Source organism: Gottfriedia acidiceleris (assembly GCF_023115465.1).
Classification (GTDB): Bacteria; Bacillota; Bacilli; order Bacillales; family Bacillaceae_G; genus Gottfriedia; species Gottfriedia acidiceleris_B.
In genome coordinates this window covers 3,319,149-3,341,516 of record NZ_CP096034.1, presented here as the reverse complement: position 1 = coordinate 3,341,516, position 22,368 = coordinate 3,319,149, and the positions used below count along the sequence as shown (strand labels likewise).

General features: G+C 31.7%; 21 protein-coding genes and 1 pseudogene. 13 read left to right on the top strand and 9 right to left on the bottom strand.

Going from position 1 to position 22,368, the window contains the following annotated elements; all coding sequences use genetic code 11:
• Positions 1 to 206: 206 nt before the first annotated feature.
• The 5 genes from MY490_RS15950 (at position 207) to MY490_RS15930 (ending at position 5,505) form a co-directional block, all read left to right on the top strand.
• A complete protein-coding gene (locus MY490_RS15950; RefSeq protein ID WP_248266562.1) occupies positions 207 to 1,595 on the top strand; it encodes an aldehyde dehydrogenase in 1,389 nt (462 codons plus the stop codon).
• Between the two features lie 116 nt (positions 1,596 to 1,711).
• Positions 1,712 to 2,686 (top strand): ABC transporter ATP-binding protein, encoded by a 975-nt coding sequence (locus MY490_RS15945; protein WP_248266561.1) that lies wholly within the window; start codon positions 1,712 to 1,714, stop codon positions 2,684 to 2,686.
• Positions 2,683 to 3,534, top strand: coding sequence for an ABC transporter permease (locus MY490_RS15940; protein ID WP_348983769.1), 852 nt, complete (start codon positions 2,683 to 2,685; stop codon positions 3,532 to 3,534). The genes MY490_RS15945 and MY490_RS15940 overlap by 4 nt, the downstream gene beginning before the upstream one ends.
• Positions 3,535 to 4,341 (top strand): ABC transporter permease, encoded by an 807-nt coding sequence (locus tag MY490_RS15935; RefSeq protein WP_248266560.1) that lies wholly within the window; start codon positions 3,535 to 3,537, stop codon positions 4,339 to 4,341.
• Between the two features lie 117 nt (positions 4,342 to 4,458).
• Complete coding sequence (locus tag MY490_RS15930) at positions 4,459 to 5,505, top strand: polyamine ABC transporter substrate-binding protein (protein ID WP_248266559.1); 1,047 nt, start codon at positions 4,459 to 4,461, stop codon at positions 5,503 to 5,505.
• Between the two features lie 41 nt (positions 5,506 to 5,546).
• On the opposite strand, the gene MY490_RS15925 is transcribed toward MY490_RS15930, so the two are convergent.
• Complete coding sequence (locus MY490_RS15925; RefSeq protein ID WP_248266558.1) at positions 5,547 to 5,972, bottom strand: MarR family winged helix-turn-helix transcriptional regulator; 426 nt, start codon at positions 5,970 to 5,972, stop codon at positions 5,547 to 5,549.
• A 199-nt stretch (positions 5,973 to 6,171) separates the two neighbouring features.
• Between MY490_RS15925 and MY490_RS22370 the strand changes: the two are divergent.
• Positions 6,172 to 6,370 (top strand): annotated as a pseudogene (locus tag MY490_RS22370) (histidinol dehydrogenase); the annotation flags it as partial.
• A gap of 250 nt (positions 6,371 to 6,620) precedes the next feature.
• Here the strand turns inward: MY490_RS22370 and MY490_RS15915 are convergent.
• Positions 6,621 to 7,232 carry a YitT family protein gene (locus tag MY490_RS15915; RefSeq protein WP_432707086.1) on the bottom strand — a complete coding sequence of 204 codons (612 nt, stop codon included), beginning with the start codon at positions 7,230 to 7,232 and terminating at the stop codon, positions 6,621 to 6,623.
• 614 nt (positions 7,233 to 7,846) lie between these two features.
• Between MY490_RS15915 and adhE the strand changes: the two genes are divergently transcribed.
• From adhE to MY490_RS15900, 3 genes are all read left to right on the top strand, one after another.
• On the top strand, positions 7,847 to 10,450 hold the full coding sequence (gene adhE / locus MY490_RS15910) for a bifunctional acetaldehyde-CoA/alcohol dehydrogenase (RefSeq protein WP_248266555.1): 2,604 nt from the start codon (positions 7,847 to 7,849) through the stop codon (positions 10,448 to 10,450).
• Positions 10,451 to 10,549: 99 nt separating this feature from the next.
• Positions 10,550 to 11,458 carry an RluA family pseudouridine synthase gene (locus tag MY490_RS15905; protein WP_248266554.1) on the top strand — a complete coding sequence of 303 codons (909 nt, stop codon included), beginning with the start codon at positions 10,550 to 10,552 and terminating at the stop codon, positions 11,456 to 11,458.
• A gap of 10 nt (positions 11,459 to 11,468) precedes the next feature.
• Positions 11,469 to 12,167, top strand: a complete 699-nt coding sequence (locus MY490_RS15900; RefSeq protein ID WP_248266553.1) for a copper homeostasis protein CutC — start codon at positions 11,469 to 11,471, stop codon at positions 12,165 to 12,167.
• Between the two features lie 92 nt (positions 12,168 to 12,259).
• Here MY490_RS15900 and MY490_RS15895 read toward each other — a convergent pair whose 3' ends face one another.
• The 7 genes from MY490_RS15895 to phaQ form a co-directional block, all read right to left on the bottom strand.
• Positions 12,260 to 13,078 (bottom strand): CAP domain-containing protein, encoded by an 819-nt coding sequence (locus tag MY490_RS15895; protein ID WP_248266552.1) that lies wholly within the window; start codon positions 13,076 to 13,078, stop codon positions 12,260 to 12,262.
• A gap of 674 nt (positions 13,079 to 13,752) precedes the next feature.
• Positions 13,753 to 14,847 (bottom strand): SDR family oxidoreductase, encoded by a 1,095-nt coding sequence (locus MY490_RS15890; RefSeq protein WP_248266551.1) that lies wholly within the window; start codon positions 14,845 to 14,847, stop codon positions 13,753 to 13,755.
• Between the two features lie 221 nt (positions 14,848 to 15,068).
• On the bottom strand, positions 15,069 to 16,433 hold the full coding sequence (nagE, locus tag MY490_RS15885; RefSeq protein ID WP_248266550.1) for an N-acetylglucosamine-specific PTS transporter subunit IIBC: 1,365 nt from the start codon (positions 16,431 to 16,433) through the stop codon (positions 15,069 to 15,071).
• A gap of 184 nt (positions 16,434 to 16,617) precedes the next feature.
• Positions 16,618 to 16,806, bottom strand: a complete 189-nt coding sequence (locus MY490_RS15880; protein WP_069035487.1) for an alpha/beta-type small acid-soluble spore protein — start codon at positions 16,804 to 16,806, stop codon at positions 16,618 to 16,620.
• 90 nt (positions 16,807 to 16,896) lie between these two features.
• The gene (locus tag MY490_RS15875; RefSeq protein WP_248266549.1) at positions 16,897 to 17,340 is read right to left on the bottom strand and encodes a MaoC family dehydratase; all 444 of its coding nucleotides are present in this window, start codon (positions 17,338 to 17,340) and stop codon (positions 16,897 to 16,899) included.
• 63 nt (positions 17,341 to 17,403) lie between these two features.
• Positions 17,404 to 17,913: a hypothetical protein gene (locus MY490_RS15870; protein ID WP_248266548.1), complete on the bottom strand. Its 510-nt coding sequence runs from the start codon at positions 17,911 to 17,913 to the stop codon at positions 17,404 to 17,406.
• 47 nt (positions 17,914 to 17,960) lie between these two features.
• On the bottom strand, positions 17,961 to 18,380 hold the full coding sequence (gene phaQ, locus MY490_RS15865) for a poly-beta-hydroxybutyrate-responsive repressor (RefSeq protein WP_248266547.1): 420 nt from the start codon (positions 18,378 to 18,380) through the stop codon (positions 17,961 to 17,963).
• Positions 18,381 to 18,588: 208 nt separating this feature from the next.
• Here phaQ and MY490_RS15860 point away from each other — a divergent pair, with 208 nt between their 5' ends.
• The 4 genes from MY490_RS15860 (at position 18,589) to MY490_RS15845 (ending at position 22,358) form a co-directional block, all read left to right on the top strand.
• A complete protein-coding gene (locus MY490_RS15860) occupies positions 18,589 to 19,101 on the top strand; it encodes a polyhydroxyalkanoic acid synthase subunit PhaR (RefSeq protein WP_248266546.1) in 513 nt (170 codons plus the stop codon).
• Positions 19,102 to 19,122: 21 nt separating this feature from the next.
• Positions 19,123 to 19,866 (top strand): 3-oxoacyl-ACP reductase, encoded by a 744-nt coding sequence (locus MY490_RS15855; protein ID WP_248269397.1) that lies wholly within the window; start codon positions 19,123 to 19,125, stop codon positions 19,864 to 19,866.
• 62 nt (positions 19,867 to 19,928) lie between these two features.
• The gene (phaC, locus tag MY490_RS15850) at positions 19,929 to 20,993 is read left to right on the top strand and encodes a class III poly(R)-hydroxyalkanoic acid synthase subunit PhaC (protein WP_098429934.1); all 1,065 of its coding nucleotides are present in this window, start codon (positions 19,929 to 19,931) and stop codon (positions 20,991 to 20,993) included.
• A 144-nt stretch (positions 20,994 to 21,137) separates the two neighbouring features.
• Positions 21,138 to 22,358 (top strand): NAD(P)/FAD-dependent oxidoreductase, encoded by a 1,221-nt coding sequence (locus MY490_RS15845; RefSeq protein ID WP_248266545.1) that lies wholly within the window; start codon positions 21,138 to 21,140, stop codon positions 22,356 to 22,358.
• The last annotated feature ends 10 nt before the right edge of the window (positions 22,359 to 22,368 follow it).

Genomic DNA, 22,368 nt, shown 5'->3' with positions numbered 1-22,368 from the left:
GGTTTTTGAAATTAATCAATTAAAAACGTTTAATTAATTTACAAATTTACAATATCTTTACATTCCCTTAACAAAGTTAATATTTCGCTTCCTACACTAGTTACTATTAATCATAGTATTCACAGAAATATTGACTTTATGTGTGATTTTAAATTAGCATTAGATTATACGTTTAAACTATTGGACTTAAAAAGGATGTGATAATTTTGGAAAGTACATATAAAGCATCTGAAATAACACAATTAGTAACTAGGCAAAAAGCATTTTTTCAGACTGGTTCTACTAAGACTTCAAATTTTAGAATTGATCAATTAAGAAAATTATATAAATCAATAGTAGAGAACGAGGAAGAAATAAAAATAGCCTTAAAAAAAGATTTAAATAAGTCAGATTTTGAAGCCTATATGACTGAAATTGGATTTACTTTAAAAGAAATATCAGAAGCAATCAAACATATTAAAAAATGGATGAAACCTAAAAAAGTTAAAACGCCAATTACGCATATTGGTACAAAAGGATATATTTACAGAGAACCATATGGAGTAACATTAATTATCTCACCTTGGAATTATCCTTTTCAATTAACGATGGCTCCATTAATTGGTGCAATAATTGGGGGAAATACTGCTATTATTAAACCATCAGAATTAACGCCAAATACATCAATCATTATTAATAAAATAATCAATGATAATTTTGATAAAGATTATATTGCGGTAGTTGATGGTGGAATCGAAGAAAGCACGATATTATTACAACAAAAGTTTGATTTCATCTTTTTTACTGGCAGTGTTCAAGTTGGAAAAATTGTGATGGAAGCAGCAAGTAAAAATTTAACGCCATTAATACTTGAATTAGGTGGGAAAAGCCCAACAATTGTACACAACGATTCGAATATCCAACTAGCTGCGAAAAGAATTGTTTGGGGGAAATTTACAAATGCAGGACAGACTTGTATTGCTCCAGATTATATTTATGTCCACAAATCAGTAAAAAAGGATTTTATAGATGCATTAAAGAATGAAATTGTTCAGTTTTATAGTGATCAGCCTTTGTTAAATGATGATTACACAAAGATCATCAGTGATCGTCATTTTAATCGTTTAGTTGAATTTTTGAATAATGGTGAAATCCTACATGGTGGGGAATTTGATCAATCATCTCATAAAATCGAACCAACTTTAATTTCTGATTTATCTTGGGAGTCCCCAATTATGTCTGAAGAAATATTCGGTCCCATTTTACCAATTCTTACCTATGAAAATATAGATGAAGTAATCAATGAAATTAATCAACACCCTAAGCCATTGGCACTATACGTCTTTACAGAAAGTAAACAGATTGCAAATAAAGTAATTGAGAGAGTTCCATTTGGTGGCGGATGTGTAAACGATACACTTTATCATATGGCCAATCCGAATTTACCTTTTGGTGGGGTAGGAGAAAGTGGTTCAGGAAATTATCATGGGGAGTACAGTTTTGCTGCTTTTACACATGAAAAAAGTGTCCTTTTACAAACGACTAAAATTGACTTGAAAATTAGATATCATACAACAAAAAACGCTTTACGGTTTATTCGTAAATTGTTAAAATAAAGGTTAATTGTAACTTAGTTTCTTAGCTCCTTGACAAAAGGGGCTTTTTATATGTTGAAAATAAATTATACATTTTTACATAATAATACAAATATTAATATAGATGGGAAGCGAAAATGAAAAATATAATTGAAATTGAACAAGTCGAGAAAAATTTTAGTGAAAATAATGTGATTTCTCCACTTTCATTAGAAATATATTCTGGAGAATTCTTAACAATCTTAGGCCCAAGTGGTTGTGGGAAAACGACACTTTTAAGAATGATTGCTGGATTTGAAGAACCATCGTCAGGTGTGATTAAACTAAATGGAGAAGCAATTAATAGTTTACCTCCATATAAAAGGGATATGAACTTAGTGTTCCAACACTATGCATTATTTCCTCATATGAATGTTGAAAGAAATATTCAATTTGGATTAAAAATGAAAGGTATTTCGTTAGAAGAGCAAAAGATTCGTGCTGACGAAGCGATGAAATTAACCCAATTAACTGAATTTAGAAATCGTAAACCTAGTCAGTTATCAGGTGGACAACAGCAAAGGGTTGCAATCGCTCGTGCAATAGTGAACAATCCAAAAGTCTTATTATTAGATGAACCACTAGGAGCACTTGATTTTAAGCTTCGTAAAGATTTACAAAGGGAACTGAAAAATCTTCAACGCGAATTAGGAATTACTTTTATCTATGTAACCCATGACCAAGAAGAAGCGATGAGCATGAGTGATCGAATCGTCGTTATGAATAATGGGAAAATCGAACAAATCGGCACACCGAAGGAAATTTATCAAAATCCAGCAAGCAAATTTGTTGCTACATTTATTGGTGAAAATAATTTCTTTGATAAAGGTGTGAAAGAAATTGCAGTTAGACCAGAAAATATTAAAGTTTCTCATGCTGCAAATAAGAATAATCCTTATTCAGGCATCATAAGAGATGTAGAATTTGTTGGGACTCTAAATAAAATCTTTATTGATTTACATAAACATGAACAAACGATTATTGCCTATCAAATGCCAGATCAAACAAGTTTTAATCGAAATGATAAAGTTGAGATTAGTTGGAAGTCGGAAGATGAGGTGATTATGTATTGAGAAATGAAAAATACATAATTGCACCTACGATTATCTGGCTATTAGTTTTTTTTCTAGTACCTTTATTATTAATTTTTGGTTTTGCATTTATGAAAAATGGAATGTACGGAGAAATTGAAAAAACATTTACATTAGAAAATATTGTAAAAGTATTTGACCCACTTTATTTAAAAGTTTTATGGACAACTTTTTGGATTGCTTTGGTAACTACAATAATAACTCTTTTGATAGGATATCCTTATGCATATACGGCTACAGTTGTAAATGAAAAATGGCAGAGGATTTTACTATTATTAATCACGATCCCCTTTTGGATAAATTTCTTAGTAAGATCATATGCATTAATTGTTATCCTTCGTTCAAAAGGGATTATTAACACATTATTAATCCAGCTTGGGATGATAAAAGAACCTTTACAACTACTTTATAATACACCATCTGTCATAATGGGAATGGTCTATACATTATTACCATTTATGGTGTTACCGATCTTTGTTGCCATTGAGCAATTGGATAACCGAAAATTGGACGCTGCTAATGATTTAGGAGCTACTCCATTTCAAACCTTTATATATGTAACTCTTCCATTAACGATGAAGGGGATTTTTGCAGGTAGTATTTTAGTTTTTGTTGCTTCATTTGGAATGTTTGTCGTTTCTGATGTAATGGGTGGATCAAAAGTTGCTTTAATCGGAAATGTCATTCAAAATCAATTCTTAGCAGCAAGAAACTGGCCATTTGGTTCCGCACTTTCAATATTCTTAGTCATTACTTCAATCGGTTTAATAGGACTTTACTATTTAGCTACAAAAAATATTGGTGCTGATAAAAGTAGAGGTGAAAAATAAATGAAAAAACCTATACTTATTGGATTTTCAACAATTATCTTGATTTGTTTATACTTACCAATCTTGATATTAATACTATTCTCATTTAATAAATCAAAGATTAATGCACAGTGGACTGGATTTACGTTTGATTGGTATTTAAATTTATTCCATAACCCGCAAGTTATTGATGCCTTTATGAATAGTTTATTTATTGCAATTGTAACGACAATCCTTTCAACAATTCTTGGTACTATTTGTGCACTTGCCTTACATAAGCATAAATATAAATTTTCAAATCTTATTAGTGGGCTAGTTTACTTACCAATTGTCGTTCCAGATATTTTAATGGGACTTTCATTACTAATACTATTTACTAATTTTCATTTTGAATTAGGCAGTATCACAATTATTATTGCCCATGTCACTTTTTGTATTTCATATGTCATTATTCTATTAGCAGCTCGACTTTCAGGAATGTCATCTGATTTAGAGGATGCTGCAAGTGATCTAGGTGCAACACCGTGGCAGACATTTAGATTTGTAACTTTACCAGCGCTAATGCCTGGAATTATTGCTTCAGCACTTTTATGTTTTACATTAAGTATTGATGATTTTGTCATAAGCTTTTTTGTTTCAGGACCAGGTTCGACTACATTGCCAATTTATATTTATGGAATGGTTAAAAAAGGTGTAACTCCTGAAATAAATGCAATTTCAACTATTTTAATTGTTACAATTATCTTCTTAATGGTAATTTCTGAAGTTTTTCGTACTAAAGGTATTAATAATCAAGAAGAATCAGAGAAAAAATCCTATATCGTTTAAAAGTGCTTCTAGTGACCTTTTTTCTAGTTCCACTTAAAAACAAATTTTCTGGTTTAGAATTTATTAAGGCATACTGGATTTTTGTGTCAAATTTTAAGGAGGTAGTCAGTAGGCATTATGAGTATATTTAGAAAAACTGCTGCAATAATGGTTTCTTTAGGCTTAGTAAGTTTACTTTTATCTGCTTGTTCAGTTGGAAAAAAAGAATTAAATATTTATAGCTGGGCAGATAATTTTGATGAGAAGGTTTTAGAATCATTTGAAAAGAAATATGATGTTAAAATTAATTATCAAGTTTTTGCAAGTAATGAAGAGTTGTATGCAAAACTAAAAGCTGGTGGTTCGAATTATGATGTAATTCAGCCTTCAGATTATATGGTTAAACTAATGATTCATCAAAATATGTTGGCTAAATTGGATAAAAGTAAGATGCCAAATTTAAATAATATTTCACCAGAATATACAAATCAAGAGTTTGATCCAAAAGGTGACTATTCAGTTGTTTATACTGGAGGATTAACGGGGATTGCCTATAATCCAAAATATGTAAAAGAAAATATAGATAGCTGGGATAATTTATGGAACCCAAAATACAAAGGTCATGTAACTTTACTTGATGATAATAGAGAAGTATTTGGAATGGGATTAATTAAAAATGGTTATTCAAATAGCTCAACAAATGAAGACGAATTACTAAAAGCTTATAACAATTTAAAAACATTAACACCTAACTTATTAGCATTCGACACAGATACGGTGAAACAAAAGTTTATTACAGAAGATGCATGGATTGGTCAAGTGTGGTCCGGAGATGCTGCTTATATTCAAAAAGAGCTTAAAGATATTAAATGGGTTGTACCAAAAGAAGGATCATCAAGATGGGCAGATACTTTAGCAATACCAAAAGATGCAAAACAAAAAGATTTAGCTGAAAAGTTTATTAACTATCTATATGATCCAAAAGTAAGTGCACAAAATTATGAGGCGATTGGTTATGCTGATCCAAATAGTAAATCAGGATCTTATCATTCAGCGGGGTATAAACAAAATCCGTATATTAATGTAACAAAAGAACAAACTGATGCAACCAACTGGATTAAGGACGTTGGGGACCAAACAGAATTATATGATAAGTATTGGACAGAATTAAAAACTGGCAAATAATATTCCAAACTAAAAAGGTTATCTCAGAAGAGATAACCTTTTTAGTTTGAGATTAATTTGTTTAATAAAAATCGAAATTGATCTCTTTCACTATGCGAAAGATTTTCGAATAAATTTAGCCACAATTCTTGACGGAAATTGAAGTTTTCTTCAATTAAACGTTTTCCTTCATCAGTTAATTCAAGCCATGTAACTCTTCGATCACGGCTATCTCTTTTTCGAGATATTAAATGATTATTAACCAATTTATTCACAGCTGTTGTAATAGAACCTGAAGATAATCCAATTTGTCTTCCAAGTTCAGAAGCAGTAAGTTTTTGATTTTTATATATTAAATATAAAAGCAAATATTTTGGTGGAGTTAAGGAGTTTTTTAATTCCTCATCAGTTTTTTGCCAATTTTTTCGAACTCGAATCATTAAACTTGTTAAATCATCTAGAAGAAGTTTGTCGTTTTCGGTTAACAAGGAAGAGCACACCTCCTAAATTATGATTTAAAGTTGTTAAAAAAGTGGGTATTGTACGTATAGGTTACCAATATTCTAAATCATTTTCAAGAATGCAGGGAATTTAGCCAAGATTTTTAAATTTGTCAAGTTTGGCTGTATAGTATCTATGGTGTTATGTAAATAGTATGATAAAAGACATTGGTAGGGGTGAAGTTCAATGTTTAAGTATTTTAAGTTTAAAATAAATGATACTGTTCAATTTGTAAAGAACGATGGTCATTTCTATCGAGTGATCGGGTACAGGATCGAAAAAAGTATTTATTTAAATGATGAGTACAGTAGCATTATATACGAACTCTTACGAGAATTTGATGGTCTTCAAGTTGACGCTGAAGAAGATGAATTAGTAAGCGTATCGAACTTTGATGAATTCTACGGTTCAATGTTTGAAAAACTAGGCACATTTACAATTAAGTTTGCTAAAAAGCAAGAAGATCTAAAGAAATCAAACATGGTTGAAGCCTCATCTGTGGACGAGCTATTAGATAAATATAATGATTATCGAAGACTGGCAATACTTTTTAAAGATTGTCTTTACGATTTAGCTGCTGAAAATGTTCTAAATGAGCTCACCGATTTTTCTGAATCAAAAAAAGATTACATGCATTAGGCATGTAATCTTTTTTCATTCGTTTTAATTGTAACAGATTTTTTTTGAAATTTACTTTCATAGACCAATTCAGTTACTTTCGCACAAATTGCAACAGAAAGAATTGTATATCCTACTTCATTCCATGATAGGTAGGATAGTGAACAAAGAAGAATTACAGCGTCAAAAATAAAATATACTTTACCGATCGATATTTTTGATTTTTTGCTCATTATGATTGTTATTAAATCATCTCCACCAGTTGCTCCACCACTTCTTAGAATTAACCCTAAACCAAGTCCAGCGAAAATTCCACCTAAAATAGCGGGTATCCAAAGATGATTTCCAAAGTTAAATGTAATATTAGAAGATGTTTTTTCTATTATAGAATAAAAAACAGAAAACGAGATGGCTCCGATGGTAGTATTGAATAATAATTTTCTACCTAAATACAAACCAGCAATCAATATAATTGGAATATCGAGTAGCAAAGTTGTAATTGAAGGTGATATATTTAGTGCGTTTTTTACTAATAAAGCAATACCAATAAATCCACCTTCAGCTAAATTATTTTGATAATGAAAATGATACAGTGTAGTGGCTAAAATAAATGAACCAATTAAAATCATTAAGGTCTCACCCAAACGATTGTTACTCATTGTTATTTCCTCTTTTCGTAGTTAGTAGTTAAAAGTACATCTTATAAACTAACTACGTACATATAGAGCTCGTAGTTAGTTTTTTGCCTTTCTAACTACATAGCTATATATCATTGAAGAAATAACATAATCGCCTGTCAACCATAGTTTCGCCTACCTTCAGTTTTATTTTAGAGTTCTTTTGGTTCTCTAAATTAAAACTGCTAAGTGTAGGATAAGTCTTTACGTTGCCAAATGCTCCTTCGAGCAATCATGGTTACACGTCCTTTTTACCAGTTTTGTTAGAAAAATCTAACAGGTGAAGAATAAGTTCTATGAGAACTTATTCTTAATTTTATCATATGCAAAAATATTTGAAAAAAGAAAAGAATTAACAAAAATCTACAAAATGTAAAAACTAATAAGTAGATGGAAATCAATAATGTGAAATATTTCACAAAATAGACATAGTATTTTCAATAAAAATGATATATATTATATTTGTAAACAATAATGTGAAATGTTTCACAATAGATGATTGATAAACGGGACGTTCTGAACCCTACTGGGATAATTAATGTCCAACATCAGAGGAGGAGAGCCAAATGGCTGTTCAAGAAAAAATTGTCAATGAAATAAGTAACGCTTCTGAAATGGTAAATGAATTAGTAGTAAAAGGACAAAAAGCATTAAGGGAATTTGAAAACTTTAATCAAGTTCAAATCAATGAAATTGTACATTCAATGGTTCTAGCAGGTTTAGATCAACATATGCCACTAGCAAAAATGGCAGTTGAAGAAACAGGGCGTGGAATCTATGAGGATAAAATTATAAAAAATATATTTGCTACAGAATATATATGGAATTCAATAAAAGATAATAAAACGGTTGGGATCATAAGTGAAGATCAACAAACAGGAATAACAGAAATTGCTGAACCTGTTGGGGTAATTGCAGGTGTAACGCCAACAACTAATCCTACATCAACAACATTATTTAAAGCAATCATTGCGATTAAAACAAGAAACCCAATTATTTTCGCTTTTCATCCTTCCGCACAAAAATGTAGTAGAGAAGCAGCAAGAATCGTTCGTGATGCGGCAATAAAAGCTGGAGCACCTGAAAACTGTGTACAATGGATTGAAGTCCCATCTATTGAAGCAACTAAGTGTTTAATGAATCATGAAGGAGTAGCACTTGTTTTAGCAACAGGTGGTGCTGGAATGGTTAAATCGGCTTATAGTACAGGAAAACCTGCTTTAGGTGTTGGCCCTGGTAATGTACCATGCTATATCGAGAAATCTGCTGAAATAAAGTGTGCAGTAAATGATCTTATTCTTTCAAAAACATTTGATAATGGAATGATTTGTGCTTCTGAACAAGCAGTTATTGTAGATAAAGAAGTTTATGAAGAAGTGAAAGCAGAGTTAAAAGCAAATAATTGTTATTTTGCTACAAAAGAAGATAAAAAGAAATTAGAAAAGCTTGTCATAAATGAAGCTACATGTGCTGTAAATGGGGACATTGTTGGAAAATCTGCTTACGAAATTGCAACAATAGCTGGAGTAAATGTACCAGTTGATACAAAAATTCTTATCGTTGAATGTGAAAGCGTTGGTGCAAATGAACCTTTAACAAGAGAAAAACTTAGTCCAGTTTTAGCAATTATAAAAGTAGATGGAAAAGAAGAAGGGTTTAAACGTTGTGAAGAAATGTTAGAGCTAGGTGGATTAGGCCATTCGGCAGTTATTCATAGTAATAATGAAGAAATTCAAAAAGAATTCGGACTAAGAATGAAAGCATGTCGTATTATTGCGAATGCTCCTTCAGCACATGGTGGAATTGGGGATTTATATAACGCATTTATTCCTTCACTTACATTAGGCTGTGGATCACACGGTAAAAACTCTGTATCGACTAATGTGACAACTGTACACTTATTAAATATTAAAAAATTAGGAAGAAGAAATATGAATATGCAATGGGTCAAACTGCCACCAAAAATTTATTTTGAAAAATATTCAACTCAGTATTTAGAAAAAATGCCTAATATTAAAAAAGCATTTATTGTAACAGACGAAGCAATGGTTAAATTAGGTTATGTTGACGTGATTAAATATTATCTAGAGAAAAGACAAGAAAATATTCAGATAGAAATCTTTTCAGATGTAGAACCGGATCCTTCAGATGTTACTGTAATGAAGGGTGCAGATAGAATGATATCATTTGAACCCGATACAATTATCGCTTTTGGCGGTGGATCAGCAATGGATGCAGCCAAGGGTATGTGGATGTTTTTTGAATACCCAGAAACTACTTTAGACGGGCCTAAACAAAAATTCTTAGATATTCGAAAAAGAGCTTATAAATATCCTAAATTAGGTCGTAAAGCTCAGTTTGTAGCAATACCAACTACTTCTGGTACTGGTTCAGAGGTTACACCTTTTGCTGTAATTACTGATAAAGCTAATAATATTAAATATCCATTAGCTGATTATGAATTAACGCCTGATGTTGCAATTATTGACGCTCAATTCGTATCAACAGTTCCTAAAAGCATTACAGCAGATACAGGTATGGATGTATTAACACATGCAATTGAAGCTTATGTAAGTGTTCTAGCTAATGATTATACAGATGGATTAGCATTACAAGCTATAAAATTAGTATTTAAATATTTGCCTAAAGCATATGAAAATGGAAACGATTTTGAAGCACGTGAAAAAATGCATAATGCATCAGCTATCGCTGGTATGGCATTTGCAAATGCGTTCTTAGGAATTAACCACAGTTTAGCGCATAAAATTGGAGCGGAATTCCATATCCCTCATGGCAGAGCAAATGCAATCTTAATGCCACATGTAATAAGATATAATGCAAAAAAACCAACTAAGTTTACAGCTTTCCCTAAATATAAGCATTTCATTGCAGATGAACGATATGCTGAAATTGCTCGTTTCCTAGGACTTCCAGCTGCAACTACTGAAGAAGGCGTTGAAAGTTTAATTGCATCAGTTATTAAGTTAGCTAAGGAACTAAATATAAATATGAGTATCGAAGCACAAGGAGTTACTGAAAAAGAATTTTTAGAAAAAGTTTCATATTTAGCTGATCGTGCTTTCGAAGATCAATGTACCACTGCAAATCCGAAGCTACCTCTAGTTAAAGAATTAGAAGAAGTTTATCTGAATGCTTTCAAAGGATGTTAATGAATTTAAGCTTTTCATTAAGGAGCACCTAAACAGGTGCTTCTTTTTTGACTAATTATATTTTGATATAATAGTCATATTGAAAGTGGTGATTAAAAGATGGAGTTAAAGCAACAAAATCCATGGTTTAAGGTAATAATAGGTGTTGAGCATAAAAATCTAACAGTAGAGTCATATTTAAAAAATGTTTGGCAGTTTCCAAAGAAGTTGCTACATGAATTAAGGATGGCAAAAGGTTGTAGGATAAACGGAGAAATTAAACCTTGGAATACAATCCTTTCGAGTGGTGACCAAGTTGAAATGCAATTATACATAGAAGAAGATTATGGTGTAATTCCACAGGAACAATCTATTGAGATCTGCTACGAAGACGAACATTTACTCATTGCTAATAAACCTTTTGGAGTCGACACACATCCGAATGAAAAAGGACAGTTAAATACATTAGCAAATTCGGTAGCATTTCATTTTCAAAAAAATGGATTAAAAACAAAAGTACGCCATATACACCGCCTCGATAAAGACACTACCGGTGGAGTCGTATTTGCTAAACATGCATTAAGTAGTGCAATTCTAGATTCGATGTTAAGTCAACGTAAAATAAAACGTACATATACAGCTATAGTTGAAGGGAATGTTAAATCACTTAAAGGTACAATAAATGAAGCGATCGGAAGGGACCGACACCATCCTACTAGACGAAGGGTTTCACCAAAAGGCGATAAAGCAATCACACATTATAAAAAAATAAGATATCTATCAAAGTTGAATGTAACGATAGTAGAATGTCAGTTAGATACTGGCCGTACACATCAAATCCGAGTTCATTTAAGTTTTTTAGGTCATCCATTAATTGGAGATCTATTGTATGGTGGGAAACAAATATTATTGAAACGTCAAGGATTACACGCTAGTAATGTACAATTTACACATCCTTTTACGAAAGAACATTTATCGATTGATATCCCATACCCGTCGGACATAAAACAAATACTTAACGAAAAGTGAGATGAATGAAATGTTATTAGAAGTTATTGCCACAAACGTAAAAGATGCAATTGATGCAGAAAGGTTTGGGGCAAATCGCATCGAATTAGTTACTGGAATAAAAGAGGGAGGATTGACACCAAGTTACGCGACAATTAAACAGGTTGTTCAAAGTGTCTCAATTCCAGTACATGTAATGATTCGACCACATAGTCGTTCTTTTATATATGATCAGTATGATCAAGAAGTAATCTTAAGCGATATTGATGTATGTAATGAGCTCGGAGCAGCAGGTATCGTTTTTGGAGCCTTGACAAAGGAGAATACAATCGATGAAAATCTTTTAAAAAAAGTAACAGGTCGAGTTAAAGATATGAACTTTACATTTCATAGAGCAATAGATGAATCAAATGATCTGTTATCAGCTATTGATACATTAAAACAATACCCTGAGATAACGCATGTATTAACATCAGGCGGTGTTGCTAGTGCAATTGATGGGAAAGAAACTATAAAAAATATGATCGAACTGACAAATGAATCGAATATAAAAATTTTAGCAGGAAGCGGATTATCCATTGAAAATGTATCAGACTTCATTGCATTTACGAATGTAGAAGAAATACATTTCGGTTCTGGAATTCGAAAAAATAACTCTGCAATTGAAGAAATTGATTCCACATTAATGGAAAGGTTGCGAGGAAAGTTAGTAAGAGGAGCAATCAAATAATGTTTGAATACATCAAAATTATTTTTCACATAATAAAAAAGTAGTCCGCAAAAACGGACTACTTTTAATACAGCTTTATATAATGTTAGTTATTATTTACCGATAAATTGTTGAGTCCAAGCATTTGATCTTGAATCATAACCCACACCAATTTGAGTTAAGTTAGGATTTAAGATATTTGCACGGTGACCAGCACTGTTCATCCAAGCAGTAACTACTTCTTCAGGTGTTTTTTGACCTTTAGCAATGTTTTCTGCTGCATAGTTATAAGTGATTCCGAATTGTTTCATCATATCAAATGGTGATCCATAAGTCGGTGAAGTGTGATCAAAGTAATTTTTGTCAGTCATATCTTGTGATTTTAAACGTGCTGTTTTAGATAATGTTGCATTAACAGTAAATGGTTTTAAACCAGCTTTTGTACGTTCAGCATTTGTTAAATCAACTACTTTTGATTCATAAGCTGATAATGATGCTGAATTTGATGGTGTTTCTGTTGACGGTGTTGATGGTTTAGTTGGTGTTGTCGGCGTTGTTGGTTTAGATGGTGTAGTTGGTACCGTCGGTTTTGTTGTTGGTGTTGATGGTTTAGCCGGTGTAGCTGGCGTCGTTGGTACTGTTGGTTTTGTAGTTGTATTTGAACTATTACCTTGTTTTAGTTGAGCCTCTAATTGTTGTTTAATTGAATCTTGAAGCTTAGTCATATCAATACCAAATTTAGATAAATCTACTTTACCGTTAGTAGTGTTTAAGCTTGGTAGATTAAAGTAGCTAAATAGTACATTATTTAAATCAACTTTTTGAGTATATGCTTTTGTATCCTTATTAATTGTATCCGCGTGTACTGCAGTTACAGGAGCACCTACTAGTAGAGTAGCAGCCAATGTTGATAATGAGATTACTTTTTTCATGTCTTATTCCTCCATTTGTTTGGTTATTGTCTCGCTGTACAAGTAATACTTTAGCATGAAAAAGCATGACATAATTATGGGAAATAATGGGGAGGCAAATTTGAGGATTTTTTTGGTAGTACTGTTTTAGTACAGAAACAAAAAAAATCGTTGTAATGACAACTATTTTACTAGAATAATATTAAACAAGTATCGTAAATTTTTGCTTAAAATTTCCATTAAAAAAGTTTGAAGTTAAGAAAACGTCATATTTTCACGTTATAATACAGGAAGAAAAATCCAATTTTGTTGTTATCCAGTTACGATTGTAATCATTCTGTAATAAACGTATTGAGTGTGAATGATTTGACATTATTTATTGATGTACTAGAGCAGTTTCATACGGTTTTATATTGGCAAAATCCTTTGGGGAATGATTAAAAGAATGTAAAAATCAATAATTTCATCAAATATCCTTAGAATATAAGCTATGTTTTAGGAAAGAAAATGGATTTGGCTATAAAAAGAGGTTAATTGCACATAGTTGCGTTTTTAAAATGTAAAAATCATTAATAATAGAAGAAAAGATACAAAACACTAAAATTGAGCTATTTATGAATAAAAGGACACTAATTAATTAGTGTCCTTTAAACTTTTCCTTCATATATATAGAATTAAAATTACATAACCTGGGTTTACCTTAATACATGCTTTTCAATTACTGACTTATGCACTTTATAATAATTTGTAATAACAGGGAGTATATCTTTAAAGTCTGGACATTTAATATTTGTATTTTGTAAATCAGTTAATGTATTAATACAATCATACTCGGATTTACAATTAAAATAAGATAAAACTTCTTTTTCAACTTTAAGTAATCGTCTAATGAATGGAATTGAAAGGAGAGGACTAATAAATTTAATTGGAATTATGCCTACGGTAGTCTTGTTTAAATAATAGGAAAGAAATTCTTTATACACATCTTGTACATGGTAAGGAAAGGGATCTGTAATTTGATAAGTTTTATTAACTCCGATTTCTGCATGACTCAAATAATAAACAGCATTAATTAAATAATCAATGGGAATGAAATGACAATAAGCATTGTCTTTACCTATTTGAGGTATAGGTAAATAGCGAAGTTTTGTGAAGAAGTTTAAAATGAAATATGGTCCATCAAATTTACTTGTCTCACCAGTTTCTGAATGACCAACTACAATTCCAGGTCTTATAATCGTGATTGGAAGTTGTGTTTTTAGTTTCTCAACTTCTATTTCAGCATAATATTTCGTTTCTTCATAAAAGTTTTTAAATGTTTGTCCCATTTCTAACTCATGTTCATAAATTCTTCCTTCACGAGTTCCTGAGACATAGCTAGTACTAAAATAGGTGTAACGCTTCAAAGATTTCAGTTTAAGTGCAAATTCATTTACATTTATTGTTCCTTTCACATTTACTTCATATGCAATTTTTTTAGGAACTGCAAGGTCGTAAATTGCAGCCAAATGAAATAAGTCCGTTATATCATTAAAAAGTCCGTTAAGGTTTTTTAGGCTGAGCCCAAAGTTTTTCTTGGTAATATCACCACATATAAGTTCTATTTTTAAAAGAGTGTAATCTGGATACTTTTGATCTAATGTAAATAAAAAGTCTCGGCATTGTTTTTCGGTATTAGGAAGAATGAGTAAGTAAATTTTTTGAAAAGACATTTCATTATCAAGAATTTTGATGAGTAAATTCTTCGAAATAAATCCAGGAAATCCAGTAATAAAGTACGTTCTTTCCATTCTAGCCACCTACTTTATGTAAATTAAAACCCTTTGTTTAATTTTATTAAGGAAATATGCATTTAATGTGAAGTTCGCTTCAATATTATAAAGGTATTTTGAACTTTTTTTCTCTATTTATGATGGGATAACTCAAATTGAGTAAGTATAGTTTAATTCCACATAAACAAAACCTTAAAAGCAAAAAAAGCTTGCCCAAATGGACAAGCTTTTCATTTCAATTATTTAACTTGTTTTTTCAAGTCTTCAGCAACAAACTCTACGTTTGTACCTACAACTACTTGTACGTTTTTATCGTCTAGCTTAATAACTCCACGAGCACCTGCTTTTTTTAGAAGAGCTTCATTTACTTTAGAAGCATCTTTTACTTGTAAGCGTAAACGAGTTGTACAGTTATCAATATTTGTTAAGTTTTCTTTTCCACCTAGAGCTTGTAGGTATAAAGAATCACCAATTTCAGTTGTTACTTCATCAGTTTCAACATCTTCGTCTTCACGACCTGGTGTTTTAATGTTAAATTTCTTAATTGCGAAGTAGAACACGATAAAGTAAATTACACCAAAGATTAAACCGATTAGGATTAACAGAATTGGTTTAGTTGCAATATTGTAGTTCAGAATGTAGTCCATAAAACCAGCTGAGAATGTAAAGCCATCTTTAATTCCTAAAGCATTTACGATACCCATTGATAAACCTGTTAAGATTGCATGGAATGTATATAGTACTGGAGCAATGAACATGAATGCAAATTCAATTGGTTCAGTAATACCTGTTAAGAAAGATGTTAAAGCAAGACCAATAAACATACCTGCAACAGTTTTACGTCTTTCTGGTTTTGCAGCAGCGATCATTGCAAATGCAGCAGCTGGAAGACCAAACATCATAATAGGGAAGAAACCAGTCATGAATGCACCAGCAGATTTGTCACCAGCGAAGAATCTGTTTAAGTCACCGTGAACTAATTTACCAGCAGCATCAGTAAAGTCACCTAAGTTGAACCAGAAAATTGTATTTAATACGTGATGTAAACCTAGTGGGATTAAAATACGGTTTAAGAAACCGAATACTGCAGCTCCAATTGGACCGATATCAATAATCCAGTTACCAACAGAGTTAATTGCATCTTGAATTGCTGGCCAAACATAACCAAATATTCCTGCTAATACAAGCATAGTAGCTGAGGTTATAATTGGAACGAATCGTCGTCCACTAAAGAATCCTAACCATTCAGGTAATTTAATACCACTGAAACGATTGTAAAGGAGACCAGCTACAACCCCTGTAATAATACCACCTAGGGCAGCCATGTTAATATCTTTATTTATCGTAGTTGTTCCTGCAGTTAATACAAAGTAACCGATTGCACCAGCAAGACCGGCGGCTCCATTTCCATCCTTTGAAATACCGATTGCAACACCGATTGCAAAGATTAATGGAAGATTAGAGAAAATTGCATTACCAGCAGCCGCCATAAACGGAATGTTTAGAAGATCGGGTTGTCCAAAGCGCAGTAAAAGTCCTGCAGCTGGAAGGACAGCGATTGGAAGCATTAGTGCTTTACCAATACGTTGTAAGAAACTAAGCATATTATTTTCCCTCCGAAAATTTTATAATGATTACGCTTTCAATATTAACCTAAAAGCTTCAACTTGTCTATACAACTAGTTAAGATAAAAAATGCTATTTTCTTCCAAAAAATTAAAAATAAAAAGGGAAGAATCAAATCTCCCCCCTATATTAAGCCATTTTATATAGTTTGTATTACGTCAATTAAAGACCTCTTAAATGACTTTCTGCTTGAGCAATTAAACGTTTAGTGATTTCGCCACCAACTGATCCATTTGAACGTGCAGTTGTATCGGATCCTAAAGTTACACCAAATTCGTTAGCGATTTCATATTTAAATTGATCAAGTGCTTGTTCTACACCTGGAACTAATAATTTATTCGTTCTTGTCATGATGATCTCCCTTTCTGTAAGTAATAGCTTACAATTCTATTTTTTACATTTAGGGTTTTCTCATGCTTGGTAAATACAGTCATATTAGGGTTATGTTAACTTTTTAACCAACGCTGAGCCTTCAACGACTAGTACATTTTCTTGATTATATACATTCGTTTGAAGCGTTAATAATTTTTTATCATCTCTTTTACGTACAACACTGACGATTACTTTAATTGTGTCATTAATTTTTACTGGTGCTTTGAAGGATACTTCTTGAGATAAGTAGATGGTGTTTTTGCCGGGTAGTTTTGTACCTAGTACTGAGGAAATAAAGCTGCAAATCAACATGCCATGTGCAATTCTTTCTTTAAAGATGCTTTCTTTTGCAAAATCATCTAATAAGTGAATTGGATTTACATCTGTTGAAATTGCAGCAAATTGTTCAATTAACTCTGCAGTAATTTTAACTTCAAGAGTAGCTTCGTCACCAACTGAAATGGAGTCAAAATGAACTTCCTGTACATGTCTTGCACTTTCGAAAACATTCATTTTGTTTCATCCTCTCCTTGATGAAATGTCTAGCTAATCAAGAAAATTGTTTAACTATATTGATTATAGTTTAGTGAATGAGAATTCTTGTAAGTTTTTAAACCAATCTTCTTGTGTTTTTTGGAACTGTTGGTACATGTTCGTCCAAGCAGTGTAAGGTGTGCTATTTAATGGTTGTTTAAAAAATTGTTGAAAAAATTGTTGTTGTTGATTTGAAAATGTACTCATAGCTTGAAAAAACGGTTGATATGGGTTTTGATTCATATTTGTCCATAAAGATTGAAATGGAGCGAACTGATCAAATAATTTTTTCCAAGTTTTTTCATAAGTTTCTTGATTAATTGTAGGCTTAATTTCATTTAATAACTTAATCATTTCTTGGAACTGCTCGTAAGATTCTTGTTGTTGTACTTGAACTTGCTCGTTTAACGTTTTCCATTGTTTTGCTTGTTCTTGAAATAAAGACTCTGTCCATTGTTGAATTTGTAATTGATTGTCTAACAAATATTGAAGCATTTTTTGAAAATTCTCAGCTGCAAGTTCAGTTTGTAATTCGATTGTTTTTTCAGTCATTAGTGTTTCCTCCAAAAAAATTTATTATTGAATGCATTGCTGCAATTTCAATCATCGTTAAAACTTTGATCAGAGTTGCTAAATGGAAAGAATGAATTTGTGTAAATCGAAAAAAATGTTTGGAGCATCTGATTATATTGAGTAAATGAATTATGACAAGTTTTTAGATATTCCTCACCGGCATCTGTAATTGAATAAATGCGCTTTGCCGGACCTTCCATTCCATATTCCCAACTAGATTTAATATAACTTTCTTTTTCAAGTTGTCTTAGAATTCGATAAACATTACTTGAATCAAGCGTAGTAAAACCTAAATCAAATAATACTTGCATTAATTTATAGCCATGCATATTCCATTGCTTAAGGCTAAGAAGTAGAAAGGGAACTAAGAAGTTTTTAGGCAATGTAATCGATTCAGAAGTTTCGTGTTTATTTTTTTTACTTGTTTCCTTTTCATTTGTTGTCATAAAGTTATGTTCCCCCCTATATCGTAGTAATGGAATCATCATCCCTTAGGTGTAATTTACACTTAGTTAAATTTATTGTCAATGTATTTTAAATATAATGAATATTAAAAAACAAATTTCGACAACAGATGTAGAAATATCGCGAAAACATTGGATTGTTTTGTCGTTAGCTTGTTTTCTATACTTAAAAGTAGTGAGGGGGATTAACATGTCAGAGCAAAATTATTCAGATCCATTAAAAATGTGGAAGCAAATGTATGATGTAAATGAAAAATACTTTGGAAAAATGATGAACGAATATGTTCAGAAAGAAGAATTTTCCGAGTGGATGGGTTCTGTAATAGATTTTAATCTATTTTGTAAAAAGATATTGAATGATCAATCAAAAACCTTCTTAGAGGCTTCAAATATTGCTTCTAAAGATGATATTGCAAATGTAGCTAGCTTAGTGATTAATTTAGAATCGAAAGTAGATACATTAGAAGATCAATTATTTTTAGATTCCCAACCTGAGTTAGATGTAGCAGCATTGAAAAAAGAGTTAGACATTGTGACAGTTAAGCGAGAACTTACAAAATTGAAAGCTGAAACCAAATCAATTCATCAACAAGTTAGTGAATTAAAGTCTTCGATGGAAAACATTGAACAACTAAAGTCTTCAATGACTAACATTGAACAACTTTTACAACAATTAACAACTAAACAACCAACAAACCAATAATTAGTTAAAAAAGGAGAAATGATAATGGATTTAGTAAATCGTGTAGCGATCGTAACAGGTGGAGCAAAAGGGATTGGAAAAGGTATAGCACTTGCTTTAGCAGAAAAAGGCGCAAAAGTTGTAATCAATTATAATAATAGTGAAGCTCACGCAAAAGCAGTGGTAGATGAACTTTTTGAAAATGGTTATGAAGCGTTAGCAGTGCAAGCTAATGTTGCTGAATTAGATCAAGCGAAAGCATTAATTGATCGTACGGTTGAGCATTTTGGCCGATTAGACATTATTGTTAATAATGCTGGTATTACTAGAGACCGTAGTTTCAAAAAACTAAGTGCAGAAGATTGGCATGAGGTTATTGATGTAAATTTAAGCAGTGTTTATAACACATGTAATTCTGCTTTACCATACTTACTTGAATCTGATAACGCTCGTATCGTTAATATTTCATCAGTTATTGGTCAGGCAGGCGGATTTGGCCAAACAAACTATTCTGCTGCAAAAGCTGGTATGATTGGATTTACTAAATCATTAGCACTTGAATTAGCAAAATCAAACGTTACAGTAAATTCTGTATGTCCAGGATTTATTGAAACTGACATGGTGAACGAAATTCCAGAAAATGTAAAAGAGCAAATTAAATCAAGAATACCAAAAAGAAGATTTGGTACTGTAGAAGAGATTGCTAAAGCTGTTATTTACTTATGTGAAGGTGGAGAGTACATTACTGGTCAACAGATTAATGTAAATGGCGGACTTTACGTTTAAGTCTTACTTATAGATTACCTTTTTTAAGATCAAAAGGGGGGAAATGTGTGTTTAATTCACAAATGTTAGAAGAAGCTACGGAATCGCTTCCGAGCGGATTAAAAGAATCATACAAAAGATTGAAGAAAACGGCAGATATTCTTATAAAAGAGGGAGAACCTTTAGTAGGTCAATCTCCTAAAGAAGTGATTTGGACGAAAAATAAAAGTAAATTATATCATTATATTCCAACAACAAAAAAGGTAAAAAAGACTCCAATTCTTCTTATCTACGCTCTAATTAATAAACCGTATATTCTTGATTTAACAAAGGGGAACTCTTTTGTTGAGTATCTTGTTAATGAAGGATTTGATGTTTATTTATTAGATTGGGGAACTTTTGGTCATGAAGATCGTCATTTAAAATTTGACGATATTATTCACGACTATATTGCAAAAGCGGTAAATAAGGTTCTTCGTTTTTCAGGTGCAAAAGAATTATCAATGTTAGGATATTGTATGGGTGGTACTTTAACAAGTATTTACGCATCACTTTATGAAAATGCACCAATTAAAAACTTAATTTTTGTAACTAGTCCATTTGATTTTTCAGATACAGGTTTATATGGTGCATTTTTAAATGAAAAATACTTTGCACTTGATAAAGCTGTTGATACATTAGGGAATATTCCTCCTGAAATGATCGATTTTGGTAACAAAATGTTAAAACCAGTTACTAATTTTGTTGGACCTTACGTAACTTTATTAGATCGCTCTGATAATACAAAATTTATTAAATCATGGCAGTTAATGCAAAAATGGGTTACAGATGGTATTCCATTCCCAGGTGAAGCATATCGCCAATGGATCAGAGAATTTTACCAACAAAATAAATTATTAAGCGGTGACTTAGAAATTAGAGGAAGAAAAGTAGATGTATCTAACATTAAAGCTAATGTTTTAAATATTTCTGCTACGAAAGACCATATTGCGATGCCTTGCCAAGTTGAAGCATTAAATGAGCATATTTCTAGCGTAGATAAGCAGTATGTTTCGATTCCATCTGGCCATGTATCAATCATGTTTGGACCTGTTTCATTAAAAACGACATATCCTACAATTGGTAAATGGTTAGCTGAAAGATCATAATTTCAGTAAATTTCTATAAATCCATTCCTATCGAACATTATTTATATGATGTTAAAAAATCTCACTTTTAAAAAAGTGGGATTTTTTTTATTCAACTGACAAAAACTACCTTAAATAGGATCTGAAGAAAGGAGAATAGAAGACGTGAAAAGTATTAGCGGGGTCTTGTATTGGCCAACGACTTACACTGATTCACATCCCGAACTAGAAAATATAAAGCCACTCGATGAAGATTTAGATTGTGATTTTGTAATAGTTGGAGGCGGTGAATCAGGAAGTTTATGTGCATATTTCTTAAGCCAAACAGGGGCTAAAGTCATTTTACTAGATAAACGAAAAAAAGTAGTACAGGGAAGTACTAGTGCAAATACGGGGCTCCTACAATATTCAAATGACAAAACGTTACATTCGTTTATTAATTCATATGGAAAAGAACAAGCTGTCCGTCATTATCAATTATGTGTAGAGGCAATTAAAGGTCTTGAAGAAATGTCAAAAACAATTGAAATTAATCCAGATTTTATAAAAAGAAAAAGTTTATACTATGCTAGTAATTTAGATGGTAAAGAAATGATTGATTTGGAATATAAAGCATTAAAAGAAAATGGTTTTAATGTTGAACGATATACAAAATCGCAAATTGAGGAAAAGTTTAATTTTACAAAGGAAGTTGCACTGTTCACAGAGGATGACGCTGAAGTAAATCCATATAAATGCGCACACGGCTTGCTTTTATTTGCTCTGAAACGAGGATTGAAGGTGTATTCGGATACAGAGGTAACTCGGATTATCGGTACGGTTGGAGGGGTGCAACTTTTTACTAAAAATAAACATACAGTTCGAGCGAAAAAAGTTATTTTTGCAGGAGGCTATGAATCGGTAGAAGTAAAAAGTGAGAAAAATGCAATTTTAACTTCAACATTTGCGATTGCAACACAACCTATTGTTGAGAAAAACAATGCATGGTATGAAAATTGTTTAATTTGGGAGACGGCAAGACCGTATTTATATTTCCGGACTACGGGCGATGGGAGAATTATTGCCGGAGGCCTTGACGAACCTACAATAATACCAGAAAAACGTGAATCTATGTTATTCCATAAAAAAGAACAGCTTATAAAAAATTTAATAGAGTTGTTTCCACATTATAAAGAAGCTAAAGCGGAATATTATTGGACAGGTACATTTGGAGGAACTCATTCCGGCTTACCAATGATTAGACAATACGATGAATATCCTAACTGCCTATTTTTAATGGCCTATGGTGGCAATGGAACGGTTTATAGCTATATATTAGCTAAAATATTAAAAGATCTAGTTACAATCGGGTCTCATCCAGATGCATACATTTATATGGATAATTAAATTTTAATTA

Coding starts and splice junctions, on each gene's coding strand:
- MY490_RS15945 (WP_248266561.1), top strand. CDS start 1,712: ATGAAAAATATAATTGAAATTGAACAAGTCGAGAAAAATTTTAGTGAA.
- MY490_RS15935 (WP_248266560.1), top strand. CDS start 3,535: ATGAAAAAACCTATACTTATTGGATTTTCAACAATTATCTTGATTTGT.
- MY490_RS15930 (WP_248266559.1), top strand. CDS start 4,459: ATGAGTATATTTAGAAAAACTGCTGCAATAATGGTTTCTTTAGGCTTA.
- MY490_RS15915 (WP_432707086.1), bottom strand. CDS start 7,232: ATGATTTTAATTGGTTCATTTATTTTAGCCACTACACTGTATCATTTT.
- adhE (WP_248266555.1), top strand. CDS start 7,847: ATGGCTGTTCAAGAAAAAATTGTCAATGAAATAAGTAACGCTTCTGAA.
- MY490_RS15905 (WP_248266554.1), top strand. CDS start 10,550: ATGGAGTTAAAGCAACAAAATCCATGGTTTAAGGTAATAATAGGTGTT.
- MY490_RS15900 (WP_248266553.1), top strand. CDS start 11,469: ATGTTATTAGAAGTTATTGCCACAAACGTAAAAGATGCAATTGATGCA.
- MY490_RS15895 (WP_248266552.1), bottom strand. CDS start 13,078: ATGAAAAAAGTAATCTCATTATCAACATTGGCTGCTACTCTACTAGTA.
- MY490_RS15890 (WP_248266551.1), bottom strand. CDS start 14,847: ATGGAAAGAACGTACTTTATTACTGGATTTCCTGGATTTATTTCGAAG.
- nagE (WP_248266550.1), bottom strand. CDS start 16,433: ATGCTTAGTTTCTTACAACGTATTGGTAAAGCACTAATGCTTCCAATC.
- MY490_RS15880 (WP_069035487.1), bottom strand. CDS start 16,806: ATGACAAGAACGAATAAATTATTAGTTCCAGGTGTAGAACAAGCACTT.
- MY490_RS15875 (WP_248266549.1), bottom strand. CDS start 17,340: ATGAATGTTTTCGAAAGTGCAAGACATGTACAGGAAGTTCATTTTGAC.
- MY490_RS15870 (WP_248266548.1), bottom strand. CDS start 17,913: ATGACTGAAAAAACAATCGAATTACAAACTGAACTTGCAGCTGAGAAT.
- phaQ (WP_248266547.1), bottom strand. CDS start 18,380: ATGACAACAAATGAAAAGGAAACAAGTAAAAAAAATAAACACGAAACT.
- MY490_RS15860 (WP_248266546.1), top strand. CDS start 18,589: ATGTCAGAGCAAAATTATTCAGATCCATTAAAAATGTGGAAGCAAATG.
- phaC (WP_098429934.1), top strand. CDS start 19,929: ATGTTAGAAGAAGCTACGGAATCGCTTCCGAGCGGATTAAAAGAATCA.